15 protein-coding genes are annotated in these 14,317 nt (G+C 63.9%); 13 read left to right on the top strand and 2 right to left on the bottom strand.

The genetic code is table 11. The features are described from left to right. The first annotated feature begins 10 nt into the window (after window positions 1-10). The 4 genes from pheS to AC1VON_RS06535 all read left to right on the top strand — a co-directional run bounded on the left by pheS (window position 11) and on the right by AC1VON_RS06535 (window position 4,638). On the top strand, window positions 11-1,108 hold the full coding sequence (pheS, locus tag AC1VON_RS06550; RefSeq protein WP_172347378.1) for a phenylalanine--tRNA ligase subunit alpha: 1,098 nt from the start codon (window positions 11-13) through the stop codon (window positions 1,106-1,108). Further along, window positions 1,105-1,527, top strand: a complete 423-nt coding sequence (locus AC1VON_RS06545) for a GFA family protein (RefSeq protein ID WP_483121049.1) — start codon at window positions 1,105-1,107, stop codon at window positions 1,525-1,527. Before pheS ends, AC1VON_RS06545 begins: the two co-directional genes overlap by 4 nt. Further along, window positions 1,524-3,932: a phenylalanine--tRNA ligase subunit beta gene (gene pheT / locus AC1VON_RS06540; RefSeq protein WP_483121048.1), complete on the top strand. Its 2,409-nt coding sequence runs from the start codon at window positions 1,524-1,526 to the stop codon at window positions 3,930-3,932. Before AC1VON_RS06545 ends, pheT begins: the two co-directional genes overlap by 4 nt. A gap of 103 nt (window positions 3,933-4,035) precedes the next feature. Further along, the gene (locus AC1VON_RS06535; RefSeq protein WP_483121046.1) at window positions 4,036-4,638 is read left to right on the top strand and encodes a nucleotidyltransferase family protein; all 603 of its coding nucleotides are present in this window, start codon (window positions 4,036-4,038) and stop codon (window positions 4,636-4,638) included. A 142-nt stretch (window positions 4,639-4,780) separates the two neighbouring features. Here the strand turns inward: AC1VON_RS06535 and AC1VON_RS06530 are convergent, their stop codons facing one another. Further along, window positions 4,781-5,776 (bottom strand): aldo/keto reductase, encoded by a 996-nt coding sequence (locus tag AC1VON_RS06530; protein ID WP_483121043.1) that lies wholly within the window; start codon window positions 5,774-5,776, stop codon window positions 4,781-4,783. A 96-nt stretch (window positions 5,777-5,872) separates the two neighbouring features. Between AC1VON_RS06530 and AC1VON_RS06525 the strand changes: the two genes are divergently transcribed. The 9 genes from AC1VON_RS06525 (at window position 5,873) to dapA (ending at window position 12,975) form a co-directional block, all read left to right on the top strand. Further along, window positions 5,873-6,763 carry a LysR family transcriptional regulator gene (locus AC1VON_RS06525; protein ID WP_483121041.1) on the top strand — a complete coding sequence of 297 codons (891 nt, stop codon included), beginning with the start codon at window positions 5,873-5,875 and terminating at the stop codon, window positions 6,761-6,763. A 96-nt stretch (window positions 6,764-6,859) separates the two neighbouring features. Then, window positions 6,860-7,438, top strand: a complete 579-nt coding sequence (locus tag AC1VON_RS06520; RefSeq protein WP_172352782.1) for a cytochrome b — start codon at window positions 6,860-6,862, stop codon at window positions 7,436-7,438. Window positions 7,439-7,508: 70 nt separating this feature from the next. Next, window positions 7,509-8,084, top strand: a complete 576-nt coding sequence (locus AC1VON_RS06515; RefSeq protein ID WP_172347383.1) for a YceI family protein — start codon at window positions 7,509-7,511, stop codon at window positions 8,082-8,084. A gap of 101 nt (window positions 8,085-8,185) precedes the next feature. Further along, complete coding sequence (locus AC1VON_RS06510; RefSeq protein ID WP_172347384.1) at window positions 8,186-9,172, top strand: Gfo/Idh/MocA family protein; 987 nt, start codon at window positions 8,186-8,188, stop codon at window positions 9,170-9,172. A gap of 77 nt (window positions 9,173-9,249) precedes the next feature. Continuing rightward, on the top strand, window positions 9,250-10,908 hold the full coding sequence (locus tag AC1VON_RS06505; protein ID WP_483121038.1) for an FAD-binding dehydrogenase: 1,659 nt from the start codon (window positions 9,250-9,252) through the stop codon (window positions 10,906-10,908). A 201-nt stretch (window positions 10,909-11,109) separates the two neighbouring features. Then, on the top strand, window positions 11,110-11,301 hold the full coding sequence (locus tag AC1VON_RS06500) for a hypothetical protein (protein WP_483121036.1): 192 nt from the start codon (window positions 11,110-11,112) through the stop codon (window positions 11,299-11,301). Window positions 11,302-11,317: 16 nt separating this feature from the next. Beyond that, window positions 11,318-11,539 carry a hypothetical protein gene (locus tag AC1VON_RS06495; protein WP_244494015.1) on the top strand — a complete coding sequence of 74 codons (222 nt, stop codon included), beginning with the start codon at window positions 11,318-11,320 and terminating at the stop codon, window positions 11,537-11,539. A 37-nt stretch (window positions 11,540-11,576) separates the two neighbouring features. Then, window positions 11,577-12,155 carry a hypothetical protein gene (locus AC1VON_RS06490; protein ID WP_483121034.1) on the top strand — a complete coding sequence of 193 codons (579 nt, stop codon included), beginning with the start codon at window positions 11,577-11,579 and terminating at the stop codon, window positions 12,153-12,155. Continuing rightward, the gene (gene dapA / locus AC1VON_RS06485) at window positions 12,043-12,975 is read left to right on the top strand and encodes a 4-hydroxy-tetrahydrodipicolinate synthase (RefSeq protein WP_483126280.1); all 933 of its coding nucleotides are present in this window, start codon (window positions 12,043-12,045) and stop codon (window positions 12,973-12,975) included. Before AC1VON_RS06490 ends, dapA begins: the two co-directional genes overlap by 113 nt. A gap of 408 nt (window positions 12,976-13,383) precedes the next feature. Here the strand turns inward: dapA and AC1VON_RS06480 are convergent, their stop codons facing one another. Continuing rightward, window positions 13,384-14,313 (bottom strand): alpha/beta hydrolase, encoded by a 930-nt coding sequence (locus AC1VON_RS06480; RefSeq protein ID WP_483121033.1) that lies wholly within the window; start codon window positions 14,311-14,313, stop codon window positions 13,384-13,386. Between the last annotated feature and the right edge of the window lie 4 nt (window positions 14,314-14,317).

The following is a 14,317-nucleotide window of genomic DNA, read 5'->3' as shown; positions in this document are numbered from 1 at the left end:
GAGTTTGACCGTGAACGACGCAACCACCGGCCTGGATACGCTTGAAAGCTCACTTCTGGCCGATATCGCATCAGCCGCCGACGAGCCGGCCATCGAGGCCGTGCGCATCGCTGCCTTCGGCAAGAAGGGCACCATATCCGAAATGCTGAAGACGCTTGGCGCCATGACCGCCGAGGAGCGCCAGCTCAAGGGCCCTGTCATCAACGGCCTCAAGAACCGCGTCACCGAGGCGCTGACGGCGCGTAAGGCCGAATTGAAGGACGTCGCCATCGCCGCGCGCCTGGCCGCGGAAAAGGTCGATGTGACGCTGCCGGTGCGACAGTCGCCGGCCGAGCGCGGCCGCATCCATCCGATCAGCCAGGTCATAGACGAGATCGCGGCGATCTTCGGCGACCTCGGCTTCTCGATCGCGGAAGGGCCCGATATCGAGAGCGACTATTACAATTTCACCGCGCTGAATTTTCCGGACGGCCATCCGGCGCGCGAGATGCACGACACTTTCTTCTTCCAGCCGGACGAGAAGGGTGAGCGCAAGCTTCTGCGCACCCACACCTCGCCGGTGCAGATCCGCACAATGGAGACTAAGAAGCCGCCGATCCGCATCGTCATTCCGGGCAAGACCTACCGGCAGGATTCCGACGCCACCCATTCACCGATGTTCCATCAGGTCGAGGGGCTGGTGATCGACAGGACAGCTAACGTCGCCAACATGAAGTGGGTGCTGGAAGAATTCTGCAAGGCGTTCTTCGAGGTGCCGTCGGTCAAGATGCGCTTCCGGCCGTCCTTCTTCCCGTTCACCGAGCCAAGCCTCGAAGTCGACATTCAGTGCGACCGCTCGCGGCCCGGCGAAGTGCGGTTCGGCGAAGGCTCCGACTGGATGGAGATCCTCGGCTGCGGCATGGTGCACCCCAATGTGCTGCGCGCCGGTGGGCTCGATCCCGACGAGTACCAGGGCTTTGCCTGGGGGATGGGCATCGACCGCATCGCCATGCTGAAATACGGCATGCCGGACCTGCGCGCCTTCTTCGACGCGGATGTGCGCTGGCTGTCGCATTACGGTTTCCGGCCGCTCGACATGCCGACGCTGTTCGGCGGATTGAGCGCATGACAGCGCCGCACACCGGCGGCTGCCGCTGCGGCGCCGTGCGGTTCGAGGCTTCGGCCGAGCCGCACCACGTCAGCTATTGCCATTGCGGCGATTGCCGGCGGGCCAGCGGCGCGCCGGTTTCGGCCTTTGTCGGCTTCCTGGTCGACCAGGTGGCTTTCACCGGCAAGGCGCTGAAGATGTACGAGAACGGGCCGGTGACGCGCTCCTTCTGCGGCGTCTGCGGCTCGCCCATCGCCTATGTCGACGAGCGGCTGGAAGACGACATCTATTTCATGCTCGGCGCCATGGACGCGCCGGCCGATTTCGCGCCGACGATGCATGCCTATGTCGGCGAGCAGCTGCCCTTCCTGCATATGTCCGACGACTTGCCGAGACACCTGAAATCAAGCGTCAAAAGACCAGACGGAACAATCCCATGAAATTCACCCTCTCCTGGCTCAAGGACCACCTCGAGACCGATGCCTCGCTCAACGAGATCGTCGAGCGGCTGACGTCGATCGGCCTCGAAGTCGAGCATGTCGACGATAAGTCGAGCCTGAAACCCTTCGTCATCGCCAAGGTGCTGACGGCGGTGCAGCACCCCGATGCCGACCGGCTGCGCGTGCTGACCGTCGATACGGGCGACGGCAAGCCCCCCGTGCAGGTCGTCTGCGGCGCGCCGAATGCCCGCGCCGGGTTGATCGGCGCCTTTGCCGCGCCCGGCACCTATGTGCCCGGCATCGACGTGACGCTTACGGTCGGCAAGATCCGTGGCGTCGAAAGTCATGGCATGATGTGTTCCGAGCGCGAACTGGAACTGTCGGACGAGCACAACGGCATCATCGACCTGCCCGAAGATGCGCCTGTCGGCACCAGCTTTGCGTCCTATGCGCATCTCGACGATCCGGTGATCGAGATCAATCTCACGCCGAACCGGCCCGATGCCACCAGCGTCTACGGTATTGCCAGGGACCTGGCGGCGAGCGGGCTCGGCACGCTGAAAAGTGGTTCAGTCGAAGCGATCTCCGGCAAGGGCGAGACGCCGGTCAAGGTGGTGATCGAGGCGCCGGAACTTTGCCCCGGGTTCGCCTTGCGCCTCGTGCGCGGTGTCAAGAATGGCCCGTCGCCGAAATGGCTGCAGCAAAGGCTGATCGCCATTGGGCTGAGGCCGATCAGCGCGCTGGTCGACATCACCAATTACGTCACCTTCGATCGCGGCCGGCCGCTGCATGTGTTCGATGCCAGGAAGGTTGCCGGCAATCTTGTCGTGCGCCGCGCGCGCGACGGCGAGAAGGTGATGGCGCTCGATGGCCGCGAATACACGCTGACATCAGACATGTGCGCCATCGCGGACGACAACGGCGTCGAATCGATCGCCGGCGTGATGGGCGGCGAACATTCAGGCTGCGACGAGAGCACGACCGACGTGCTCATCGAATCGGCGCTCTGGGATCCGATCACCACCGCACGTACCGGCCGCACGCTCGGCATCATCACGGATGCGCGCTACCGTTTCGAGCGCGGTGTCGATCCTGAATTCATGGTGCCCGGCGTCGAGCTGGCGACCAGGCTTGTGCTCGATTTCTGCGGCGGAGAGCCGGCCGAGACCGAGGTCGTCGGCTATGCCGGCCACAAGCCCAAGATCGTCTCCTTCCCACTGTCGGAAGTGACGCGGCTGACCGGCATCGAGGTGCCGAAGGCGGAAGGCCTCGACATCCTGTCGCGCCTCGGCTTCAAGCCGCAGGGTTCGGGCGATGTCGTCGATGTGGCGGTGCCATCCTGGCGTCCCGATGTCGACGGCAAGGCGGACCTGGTCGAAGAGGTGATGCGCATTCACGGCGTCGACAACATCGCGCCGCAGCCGCTCGGCACGCATGACGCAGTCAATTCGAAGATCCTGACCACGCTGCAGGTCCGCACCCGCACCGCCAAGCGCGCGCTTGCCGTGCGCGGCATGATGGAGGCCGTCACCTGGTCGTTCATCCCGGCCAAACATGCCGAACTGTTCGGCGGCGGCCAGACGGCGCTGAAGCTTGCCAACCCGATCGCCGCCGACATGTCCGACATGCGGCCGTCTCTGCTGCCGGGGCTGATCGCCGCCGCGCAGCGCAATGCCGACAAGGGCATTGGCGATGTCGCGCTGTTCGAGGTGTCGGGCACTTATGAGGGCGACGGCGCCGACCAGCAGCGGCGCGTGGCCGCCGGCGTGCGCCGCGGCACCGCCAAGCTCGACGGCTCCGGCCGCAACTGGGCCGGCAATTCAGGCCCGGTCGGCGTGTTCGACGCCAAGGCCGATGCGATCGCGGCACTCGAAGCCTGCGGCGCGCCGGTCGAGCGGCTGCAGATCGAGGCAGGCGGGCCGTCCTGGTACCATCCCGGCCGCTCCGGCACGATCAAGCTCGGGCCGAAGACCGTGCTCGGTACGTTCGGCGAATTCCATCCGAAGACCATGGAAGGACTGGACGTTTCCGGACCGCTCTGTGGTTTCGAAGTGTTCGTCGACGCCGTGCCCGAGCCGAAGGCCAAGCCGACGAAGACCAAGCCGAAGCTGGAGCTCTCCGCCTTCCAGGCGGTGAAGCGCGACTTCGCCTTCGTCGTCGACAAGACGGTGGAAGCCGGCACACTGGTCCGCGCGGCGCTGGCCTCCGACAAGAAGCTGATCACAGGCGTTTCGGTGTTCGACATCTTCGAGGGCGCCTCGCTCGGCGAGGGAAAAAAATCGATCGCTATCGAAGTGTCGATCCAGCCGGTCGAGAAGACGCTGACCGACGAGGATTTCGAAGCGCTGGCCAAGCGCATCGTCGAGAATGTCGGCAAGCAGACGGGCGGCGTGCTGCGCGGGTAGAACTCTCTGTTTTGACGCAATTCCGGACGGAAAACCGTCTTACACTTTTCCTGGAATTGCTCCGAAACTTGCGGGCAGATGGCGAATCGTCCTCCAAAGGGCGATGGACCATCTGCGCTATTCCGGGCTTCCGTTCGAAGCACAACGCGAGGCGTTTCTCGACATCGTATCGGGGGATCCGCTGATTCACGAAGCCCTGGCGCGTGCCCGCATGCTGGCTCTGCCGGACTGGTTGGTGGTTTCCGGCGCACTCTACAACAGCGTCTGGAACCATCTGACCGGCAAGCCGTCGGGCTATGGCATTAAGGACATTGATCTCTTCTACTTCGATGATGGCGACCTGTCCTACGAGGCCGAGGATGCGGTCATCCGTAGAGCGGCGCGGCATTTCGAGGGGCTGGCGCTGCCGGTCGAAGTGCGCAACCAGGCGCGGGTGCATCTGTGGTATCCGCAGAAATTCGGCCAGCCCTGCCCGCGCTATACGAGCGCGAGCGAATCCGTCAGCCATTTTGCCTCGAAGACGCATGCGGTTGGGGTGCGCCACGATGCCGGCGGGCAGCTTGAGCTGGTGGCGCCGTTCGGTCTCGACGACATTTTTTCGTTCCGCATCACGCCGAACCGGGTGATGGACAACCAGCGGACGCATGAGGCGAAGGGGGCGAGGGCGAGGGAGTGCTGGCCGGAGATTAGTGTCTTGCCTTGGTGACCTTACCCTCCCCCTTGCGGGAGGGTCGATCCGCGCACGGATCGGGCTGGGGGTACTCGTAGGGCGCTCCCCCACCCCGTCTCGCTGCCTCCGCTTCGCTGCGACAGCGAGCCGACCTCCCCACAAGGGGGAGGGTGACGGCCTAGCCATTCACCAGCGCCAGCAACTCCTCGGTATAGCGCTTGCCCATCACCTTATCGGGCGAAAGCGCGTCACCAATCGCCGCGACCTCGGCCGCACTCAGTTCAATCCCGGCCGCCGCCGTGTTCTGCTCGAGATGGCGGATTTTTCGCGCGCCGGGGATCGGCACGATGAAATCGCCCTGGTGCAGCACCCAGGCCAGCGCCAGCTGCGCCGAGGTCACGCCTTTTTCAGTCGCCAGCTTTTCCAGCGCCGCGATAACCTTGGCATTGGCTTCCATGGCCTCGGCCTGGAAGCGCGGCAGGGTGCGGCGCCAGTCGCCGTCGTCAAGCGTTTCGGGCCTGGCGATGGCACCCGTCAAAAGGCCACGGCCGAGCGGGCTGTACGGAACGAAGCCGATGCCGAGTTCGCGGCACACGGAAAGCACCTCCACTTCCGGATCACGGCTCCACAGCGAATATTCGCTCTGCACAGCGGCGATCGGATGCACGGCATGCGCCCGGCGGATGGTCGCGGCACTTGCCTCCGAGAGACCCAGCGCGCGCACCTTGCCCTCGCGCACCAGTTCGGCCATGGCGCCGACCGTATCCTCGATCGGCACGTTGGGATCGACCCGGTGCTGGTAGTAGAGGTCGATGACATCGGTGCCCAACCGCTTCAGCGAGGCTTCGGCCACCGCCTTGACGTGCTCGGGGCGGCTGTCGACGCCGGCCATGCGGTCGAGGCCCGTGCCTTCCTCCTGAATCTTGAAGCCGAATTTGGTGGCGATCGTCACTTTGTTCCGCACCGACTTCAGCGCCCTGCCGAGCAGGATCTCGTTCTCGTAAGGGCCATAGACTTCCGCCGTGTCGAAGAAGTTGACGCCGATCTCGACGGCGCGATGCAGCGTGGCGATTGCCTCTGCCTCCGGCTGGCCGCCATAGGCGAAGCTCATGCCCATGCAGCCGAGGCCGACGGGATAGACGTTCAGTTCAGTTCCTAGCTTGCGGGTTTGCATCACGCGTCTCCTTGTTGTGATGGCTAGGAGATAGCGTCTTGCCTTATGTTCGATAATTGGTTCATCTGCGCACGGGCCGTTCTAAGAAATAGAGCAATGAATCGAGCACATCTTTCGCAGCTGGCGGTGCTGGCAACCGTTGCCCAGTGCGGCAGCTTTCGCGGCGCGGCCAGGGAATTGGCCATCGCACCGTCGGCGGTCAGCCATGCTGTATCCAGCCTGGAGGCGCGGCTTGGCGTGCGACTGCTGGCACGCAGCACGCGCAGCGTTGCGCCGACCGAGGAAGGCGCGCAGTTGCTGGAGCGATTGCGGCCGGCGCTTTCCGAGATCGACCTGGCGCTGGAGACGGCGGTCGAGGCGCGCGACCGGCCGGCCGGGAACCTGCGGCTCAGCGTGCCGCGCACGGCAGCGCATCTGGTGCTGACGCCGCGCCTTGGGGCCTTTGCCCGAGCCTATCCCGACATCGTGCTGGAGATCGTCATCGAGGACCGCTTCACCGATGTGGTGGAAGGTGGTTTCGATGCCGGCGTGCGGCTCGGCGAGAGCCTGCAGCGCGACATGATCGCGGTGCGCATCGGGCCGGACCTTCGCGGCGCGGTGGTCGGCGCGCCATCCTATTTCGAAGCGAATCCCAAGCCGCACCACCCGCGCGATCTTGCCGACCATCGCTGCATCCGCTTCCGCTTCTCCAGCGGCATCCTCTACCGCTGGGAATTCGAGAAGGATGGTGAGGAGATCGAGATATCAGCGCAAGGGCCGCTGATCCTCGATGAGGACCATCTGGTCGCGCAGACGGCGGTCGACGGCGCCGGTCTGGCCTTCGTCTTCGAGCCCTATGTCCGCGCGCCGCTCGCCGACGGCAGGCTTATCCGAGTGCTGGAGGACTGGTGTCCCTCCTTCGATGGATTCTTCGTCTATTACCCGAGCCGACGGCAGATGCGGCCGGCACTCAGGGCTTTCGTGGATTTCTTCAAGGTGAGTGGGTAACGGGCGGGCGGGAACGAAAGAGGCAGTCGCTTCGGCTTGAACTCATTCAGCTGACGTCGGCGGGAAGAAAGCGTCGATCGGCGGCGTTTGCCAATCATGCAATCTGCCATCACCAACACGCCAACCCGCTACGGCTGGGCGATGATCCTCCTTCACTGGCTGATCGGCATCATCTTCATCGGCCAGTTCGCCCTCGGCTTCATGATGGTGCGCATCGCCAGCCAGCGCACGGCCTTCGAGCTGATCCAGCTGCACAAATCGCTGGGCTTTCTGCTGCTTGGCCTCATCATCCTGCGCATCGCCTGGCGGCTCGGCAATGCTGCGCCTGCACTGCCGCGCTCGGTCGGAACGCTTGAGCGCCGCACCGCACCGCTTGCACATTTCGCGCTCTATGCGTTTCAGCTTGCATTGCCTTTGTCCGGCTGGGCGCTGGTGTCGGTGTCTACGCTGGAGATCCCCAGCTTGCCGTTCAACCTTTTCGTCATGCCTAATCTGCCGCTCGCCGAATCGGATGCGGCGGAAAGTTTCTGGGCGGCGGCGCATTGGTACCTAGCCTATGCCGGCATCGCCCTGGTTGCGCTGCATATCGCGGCGGCGCTGCGTCATCACTTCCAACTCAGGGACACCGTGCTCACGCGCATGATCACGCCTTCGTCAGATCGCGACTTGGAATAGAGCGGCAGGTTCAGTCGTTCATGGGTTGAGGGCGCAGGAAAATGCGCTGCCTCCAACAAGGAATATCCCCATGTATGCGCGCATCCTCGGATTTGCGGCGGTCGCCGCTTGCCTTGCCATGCCTGTTTCAGCGGCTGTCGCGCTCGGCGACGCCGCCGGAAGTTACTCGTTCAGCCCGGCCACATCGAGCATCCGTTTTTCGATCGGCAAGGTTGGCGGTGGTGGCCTGAACGGCGCCTTCGCCCGCTTCAAGGGCTCGATCCGCATCGACAACAGCGATGTCGGGCACTCCGAGGTCGATTTCACCATTTTTCCCGAAAGTGTCGGCACCGGCCAGGGCCGCATCGATGCGTTCCTCCGCTCCGACGCGGTGTTCGATGCGGCCAACAGCCCGGAGATCCAGTTCCGCTCGACCAGCGTGACCCGCACCGGCGACACGACAGCCCTTGTCACCGGCAGGTTGACGGCGCGCGGGAAGACGTTTCCGGAAAAGTTTACCGCCGAGCTCGACGGCTTGAAGGGCGGCACGATCAAATTCCATGTCACTGGCAAGGTGCTCAGATCGCGCTACGGCATGGATGTCGGCACGCCGATCTATTCGAACATCGTTGATTTCGACATGACACTGACGGGTAAGCGGAGCTAACCCGGGGAAGCGGGGGCTGATCTACGATCAGCCTTCGGTCATTGGCTTTTCCATCGATTTCGGGCAAACCTCGTCTGATATAATCGACATGGAGACGCGTGATGTTCCGATGGGGTGTGTTGTCGACGGCCAAGATCGGCCGCGAACAGTTGTTGCCGGCAATCGTCGAGGCGGAGAACGGCGTGCTGTCGGCGATCGCCAGCCGCGACCTGTCGAAGGCCAAGGCGCTGGCAGACCGTTTCGGCGCCCGCCACGCCTTCGGCTCCTATGAGGAATTGCTGGCTTCCAAGGATATTGACGGCGTCTACATCCCGCTGCCGACCTCACAGCATGTCGAATGGACGGCAAAGGCGATCGAGGCGGGAAAGCATGTGCTGGTCGAGAAGCCGCTGGCGCTCGACGCCAAGGACATTCTCCCCCTGATCAAGCTGCGCGACGCCAAGAAAGTGCTGGTCTGCGAAGCCTTCATGGTCATCTATCATCCGCAATGGATCAAAGTGCGCGATCTCATCGCCAGCGGCGCCATCGGCCGGCTGCGCCATGTCCAGGGTGCGTTCTCCTACTACAATGTCGACCCCAACAATATGCGCAACCAGCTCGATCTCGGCGGCGGCGCGCTGCCCGACATCGGCGTCTACCCGACCGTGTCGACGCGCTTTTCGACCGGCAAGGAGCCTAGCCGTGTCCAGGCGACGATCGAGCGCGACAAGAAATTCGGCACCGACATCTACTCCTCGATCCGCGCCGATTTCGGCGATTTCGAACTGTCCTTCTATCTGTCGACGCAGATGGCGGCGCGCCAGGTGATGGTGTTCCACGGCGAAAAGGGTTTCATCGAGGTCTTCTCCCCGTTCAATGCCGGGCTCTATGACCATCACCGCGTCGAATTGCACAACCAGAACCACACCGAAGCGCAAGTGTTTCGTTTCCCCGGCACGCAGCAGTACCGGCTGGAGGTCGAAACTTTCGCGCGGGCGGCACAGGGCGGCAAGGAACGTGTTTTCACTCTGGAGGAGTCCGTGCTCAACCAGAAGGTCATCGATGCCATCTTCCGCGCTGGCGGCAAGGACGGCTGGGAGGCCGTCTAACTCTTGCTTGACGCAATTCCGGACGGAAAACCGCTTGCACCCGGAATTGCGTTAACCGGCTAATTCTTGGAGGAGAGATGGCTGACGAGGCGGACGTGATCATTGTCGGCGCCGGCCTTGCCGGGCTGGTTGCCGCCGCCGAGCTTGCCGAGGCCGGCAAGAAGATCATCATCGTCGACCAGGAGCCGGAGCAGTCGCTCGGCGGCCAGGCGTTCTGGTCGTTCGGTGGCCTTTTCCTCGTCGATTCACCCGAGCAACGGCGCATGCGCATCCGCGATTCGCATGATCTGGCGCTCGATGACTGGATGGGCACCGCCGCCTTCGACCGGCCGGAGGATTTCTGGCCGCGCAAATGGGCGGAGGCCTATGTCGGTTTCGCCGCCGGCGAGAAACGTTCCTGGCTGATCGAGCGCGGCCTGAAGTTCTTTCCTGTCGTCGGCTGGGCCGAGCGCGGCGGCGGCAACGCCATCGGCCACGGCAATTCGGTGCCGCGCTTCCACATCACCTGGGGAACCGGCCCCGGCGTGCTCGAACCTTTTGTGCTGCGCGTGCGCGAGGCGCAAAAGCGCGGATTGGTCAGCTTCAGGTTCCGCCACCGCGTCAATGAACTGACGCGGACGGGCGGCGCCGTGACCGGTGTGCGCGGCGATATCCTTGAGCCGAGCACGGTCGAGCGCGGCCACAAGAGCTCGCGCGAGGTATCAGGCGAATTCGAGCTACATGCGCAAGCGGTGATCGTCGCTTCCGGCGGCATCGGCGGCAACCATCAGCTGGTGCGGGAAAACTGGCCCAAGCGGTTGGGCGCCGCGCCAAAACGCATGATCACCGGGGTGCCGGACCATGTCGACGGCCGCATGCTGGCGATCACCGAGGCGGCCGGCGGTTCGATCATCAACCGCGACCGCATGTGGCACTATGTCGAGGGCATCAGGAACTGGGCGCCGATCTGGACCGAGCATGCGATCCGCATCCTTCCCGGCCCGTCGTCGTTATGGCTCGATGCCAAGGGAAAACGCCTGCCGGTGCCGCTCTATCCCGGTTTCGATACGCTGGGCACGCTCAGCCATATCATGAGCACCGGCTTCGACTATTCCTGGTTCATCCTGACCAGGAAAATCATCCAGAAGGAGTTCGCGCTGTCGGGCTCCGAGCAGAACCCGGACCTGACCGGCAAGAGCTGGCGTCAGGTGCTCGGCCGCGCGACATCGGGCATTCCGGGTCCGGTGAAAGCCTTCATGGAGAAGGGCGAAGACTTCATCGTCGAGGCCGACCTTTCGAAACTGGTCGCGCGCATGAACGCGCTGGCCGGCGGCGAGCCGCTGCTCGAGCTTGCCCAGGTCGAGCGCGAGATCCGCGCCCGCGACAGGCAACTCGACAATCCGTTCTCCAAGGACATGCAGATCACCGCACTGCGCGGCACCCGCGCCTATCTCGGCGACAAGCTCATCCGCACGGCCAAGCCGCACAAGATGCTCGACCCGGCGAATGGCCCGCTGATCGCGGTGCGCCTCAACATCCTGACCCGCAAGACGCTGGGCGGCCTGCAGACCGATCTCGACAGCCGCGTGCTGGGTGCCGATGGCCAGCCGGTCGCCGGGCTCTATGCCGTCGGCGAAGCCGCCGGTTTCGGCGGCGGCGGCGTGCATGGCTATGCGGCGCTGGAAGGCACATTCCTCGGCGGCTGCATCTTTTCAGGCCGCAGCGCCGGCCGGGCAGCGGCACGTTCGGTGGCCTGAAACGACGCTACCGCTGCCTGATCCATCGCCTGCGCCTCCATATGCCCGGGCGATAAACATATGACTTTTTTATATTTTTCAGATTTCGCCCGCCTCGAATACAAATGCCGATGCTTTTATCTTTCCGAGTGCAGCCGGTGCTGAGCCGCTGCAGGCAGCCGCCACCTCGTGGCGGCGGTACCAGAAAGAAGGAAGTCTTCGATGTTCCTCTCAGACGGGCTGTATCTGCCCACCCATCGCCCTATGCCGGCGTCGCAGGTCGAACAGATCAGGCGTGTGGCGAACACCAATCGCCGGCCGGTCAGCCTGATCGCGCCGTTCACACCGACATGGTGGCTCCTGGTCGTCGGCGCCTTGCTGGCCGCCGCCGCGATCGCTGCCCAGCCTTCCTGAAAGGCAGGAGATGACCATGCAAAGCTCCCCTATTCCCCCCGACGGAAACGCCCTTCACCGCTTCATCGTCGGGCGCGATGGCGAAGGCCACTGGATCGCGCGTGACGAAGAAGGCCAGACCGGCGGCGTTTTTGCCGACAAGAATTCCGCTGTCCGTTTCGCCACCATGGAAAGCGGCCATCGGGCCGGCGCGATACGCTTCGCACCGGCGAGTGTGCGGCTTTCCCTGTTCAACTGAGCCGCGCCCGTTCCGAGCTGATCGGAACGATCTGGCCATGGACAATTCCAACACCATTGCTGGCCCCAACAGCGCCGATCTCGCCGGATTGCTCGATCGCCTGCCGCATGTCGGCCGGCTGCTCGAACACCAGCTTTGGGAGGCGGCACGCGCCCTGTCGCTCGACAGATCGTCCCGGCAAGGCCGGCGATTCGCCGGTCTGATGGAGGCCGGCGCCATCCTAGAAGCCGTCCTCCTGCTGGTCGCGTCGTCGGAGCCGGAGCGTTCGGTATCGGCCATCAGCAAGATCGGCGAGCGCTGGTTTTGCTCCATTGAAATCACATCCGCAGGGCCACTGACCAAGGCCGGCAGGGCAGAAGCGGACCACACCGATCTGGCTGCCGCGCTGCTGTCGGCCCTGCTTTCCTCGCACCTCGAAAAGACGGTGTATCCAAAAATTCATCCAGGAGAATCCCATGACACCCGAACAAGCCCGAATGCGCCTGACCGGAGCGATGACCGCGCTGGTAACGCCGTTCACCGACGGCGAGGTCGATCTGAAGCAACTGACCGCGCTGTTGCGCTGGCAGATCGAACAAGGGATCAACGGGCTGGTCCCATGCGGCACCACAGGTGAGGCCCCGACCCTGTCATGGGAGGAGCGCCTCGATATCCTCGCGCTCTGCGTAAAGGTCGCCGGCGGCCGGATCCCGGTCATCGCCGGCACTGGAACGAACAGCACCGAGACGACGATCGCCTTTTCGACAGCCGCCGAAGCCTTTGGCGCCGATGCCGCCCTCATCGTGACGCCCTACTACAACAGGCCGAGCCAGGAAGGGATTTTTCGCCATTTCGAGGCGGTCGCCAGAAAGGTCAGGATACCGATCGTCGTCTACAATGTGCCGGCGCGAACCGGCGTTGACCTGTCCGAGGACACGATCGAGCGCCTGGCGCAGATCCCGACCATCGTCGGCATCAAGGACGCCACCGGCGATGTGAGCCGGCTATCCTCGCTTCCTGCCGTGCTCAGGCGCCGCTTCATCTTTCTGTCCGGCCATGACGCGACATCGTTCGGCTTCAACACGATGGGCGGGCGCGGAACGATCTCGGTGATCTCCAATGTCGCGCCGCGACTGTGCGTCGAGATGCACGATGCGTGCAGGCAAGGCGACCACCACACCGCCCGGGCCATCCATCATCGCTTGCGACCGCTGATCGCGGCATTGGAGCTAGAGAGCAATCCGGTGCCGGTCAAATATGCAATGAGCCTGGCGCTGGGCATGAGCCCCGATGTCCGTTTGCCGCTGACTCCGGTTCGTCCTGAAACCGAGACCGCGATACGCGAAGCCATGCTGGTCCTGAACGGGAGCATCGCCGGCGCCGTGCAATCAAGACCGGTGCCGGCCTGCCCGTGCCGTGGCGGCCTTGACGAAGGCGCCTTGCTGTCAACGGCATAAACCAGCCCCGGCTGGACGATCCATTCCCCGGTGCGGAGCGCTTCGACATCGAAGCGCCCGCTGCGGTCGCGAGGTGCAACGCCGACAAAACGGTATTGCAGTCCACTCGCATCGACGACGATATCGGCGATAGGATGATCCGCGAGCCGCCCGATGATTGCTCCCTTCTCCCTGAGGTTTGCCAGGACGAAATACTCCGTCGGCACCCTTTGGCTGGTCCCGGAGGTCAGCCAGGCTGAAGGTGATTTCATGGTCGTCTGAAGCCAGTTTGTTGATCGGGCCTCAGTCAGGCAGCGGCCCGCAACTACATAATCGCTGGCGGCATAGGAATTCGAGAGGGGGTTTTGGCCTGAATTATATACGCCGCATATGTCCTGGCAGTTCGTGACGAAAGCCACCCCACCAGCGTCAGGCGCCCCGTCCGAGCGCGGCGATCGCGTCGACGATCCGCGTGAAACTTTCGCGGGCGCGACCGACCGTGTGCCGAGCCCTGAGGTAGCCATGCACCAGCCCCGGTTCCTCGAACCAGGTGGCCTGCCCGCCCGCCGCGACGATCCGGTCGCGATAAGTCTCGCCGTCTGAAGACAGCGGGTCGCACTCGGCGGTGATCAGCACCGTCGGCGGCAGGTTGGCGAAGTCGGTGTCGGCCAGCGGCGAGAGTGTTATGTCGCCGGCCCGGTGCGCGCCACCGGTGCGGATATGCTTGTAGAATTCGAGATCGCGCATGGTCAGCATCGGCGCTTCGGCATGCGTGACATAGGAACCCTTCGAGCGGTCGCCGCCAAGGCCGGGATAGATCAGCACCTGGCCCACGGGCCGTTTCGCGCGGCCGCGTGTGGCGTGCGCAACGGCGGCGCAGAGATTGCCGCCCGCACTGTCGCCACAGAGCAGGATGGGTCTATCGCGGGTGGATGCAACCCATGCGAAGGCGCTCATCGCGTCGTCGAAGGCCGCCGGATGCAGATGCTCCGGCGCCAGCCGGTAATCGACCGAGACAACCTCATGGCCGGTGCGGGCGCAGAGCTCGGCGCAGACATCGTCATGACTGTCCAACCCGCCAAGGATGAAGCCGCCACCATGGATGTAGAGCACTGTCGCCGCCGGTTGCGGGGCGCTTCGGTAGATGCGGATCGGAATGCCGTGCGTGGGCGTTGCAATGGCTGAGGTTTCGACAGCTACGCCCTCAGGATAGCCGGCAAAGAATTCTCGGCACATGCGGTCATAGATTTCGCGCTGCTGTGCGATCGTGTAGTCGATCGTATCGGGCGGATAATAGGAATTGGTCCGCTCGATGAAAGCCCAGGTCTCGGCGTCAATGAGTTTTGTGTAGTCGGTCATGGAA

Source organism: Mesorhizobium sp. HAY1-8B (assembly GCF_056868045.1).
The sequence above is the reverse complement of the archived record's forward strand: the minus strand, read 5'-3'. Positions and strand labels throughout refer to the sequence as shown.

What these genes read in the sequence shown, in the direction of transcription:
- AC1VON_RS06490 (WP_483121034.1), top strand. Translation starts at nt 11,577, where the DNA reads ATGGACAATTCCAACACCATTGCTGGCCCCAACAGCGCCGATCTCGCC.
- AC1VON_RS06500 (WP_483121036.1), top strand. Translation starts at nt 11,110, where the DNA reads ATGTTCCTCTCAGACGGGCTGTATCTGCCCACCCATCGCCCTATGCCG.
- AC1VON_RS06495 (WP_244494015.1), top strand. Translation starts at nt 11,318, where the DNA reads ATGCAAAGCTCCCCTATTCCCCCCGACGGAAACGCCCTTCACCGCTTC.
- AC1VON_RS06530 (WP_483121043.1), bottom strand. Translation starts at nt 5,776, where the DNA reads ATGCAAACCCGCAAGCTAGGAACTGAACTGAACGTCTATCCCGTCGGC.
- AC1VON_RS06545 (WP_483121049.1), top strand. Translation starts at nt 1,105, where the DNA reads ATGACAGCGCCGCACACCGGCGGCTGCCGCTGCGGCGCCGTGCGGTTC.
- AC1VON_RS06535 (WP_483121046.1), top strand. Translation starts at nt 4,036, where the DNA reads ATGGACCATCTGCGCTATTCCGGGCTTCCGTTCGAAGCACAACGCGAG.
- AC1VON_RS06510 (WP_172347384.1), top strand. Translation starts at nt 8,186, where the DNA reads ATGTTCCGATGGGGTGTGTTGTCGACGGCCAAGATCGGCCGCGAACAG.
- AC1VON_RS06480 (WP_483121033.1), bottom strand. Translation starts at nt 14,313, where the DNA reads ATGACCGACTACACAAAACTCATTGACGCCGAGACCTGGGCTTTCATC.
- AC1VON_RS06520 (WP_172352782.1), top strand. Translation starts at nt 6,860, where the DNA reads ATGCAATCTGCCATCACCAACACGCCAACCCGCTACGGCTGGGCGATG.
- pheT (WP_483121048.1), top strand. Translation starts at nt 1,524, where the DNA reads ATGAAATTCACCCTCTCCTGGCTCAAGGACCACCTCGAGACCGATGCC.
- AC1VON_RS06515 (WP_172347383.1), top strand. Translation starts at nt 7,509, where the DNA reads ATGTATGCGCGCATCCTCGGATTTGCGGCGGTCGCCGCTTGCCTTGCC.
- AC1VON_RS06525 (WP_483121041.1), top strand. Translation starts at nt 5,873, where the DNA reads ATGAATCGAGCACATCTTTCGCAGCTGGCGGTGCTGGCAACCGTTGCC.
- AC1VON_RS06505 (WP_483121038.1), top strand. Translation starts at nt 9,250, where the DNA reads ATGGCTGACGAGGCGGACGTGATCATTGTCGGCGCCGGCCTTGCCGGG.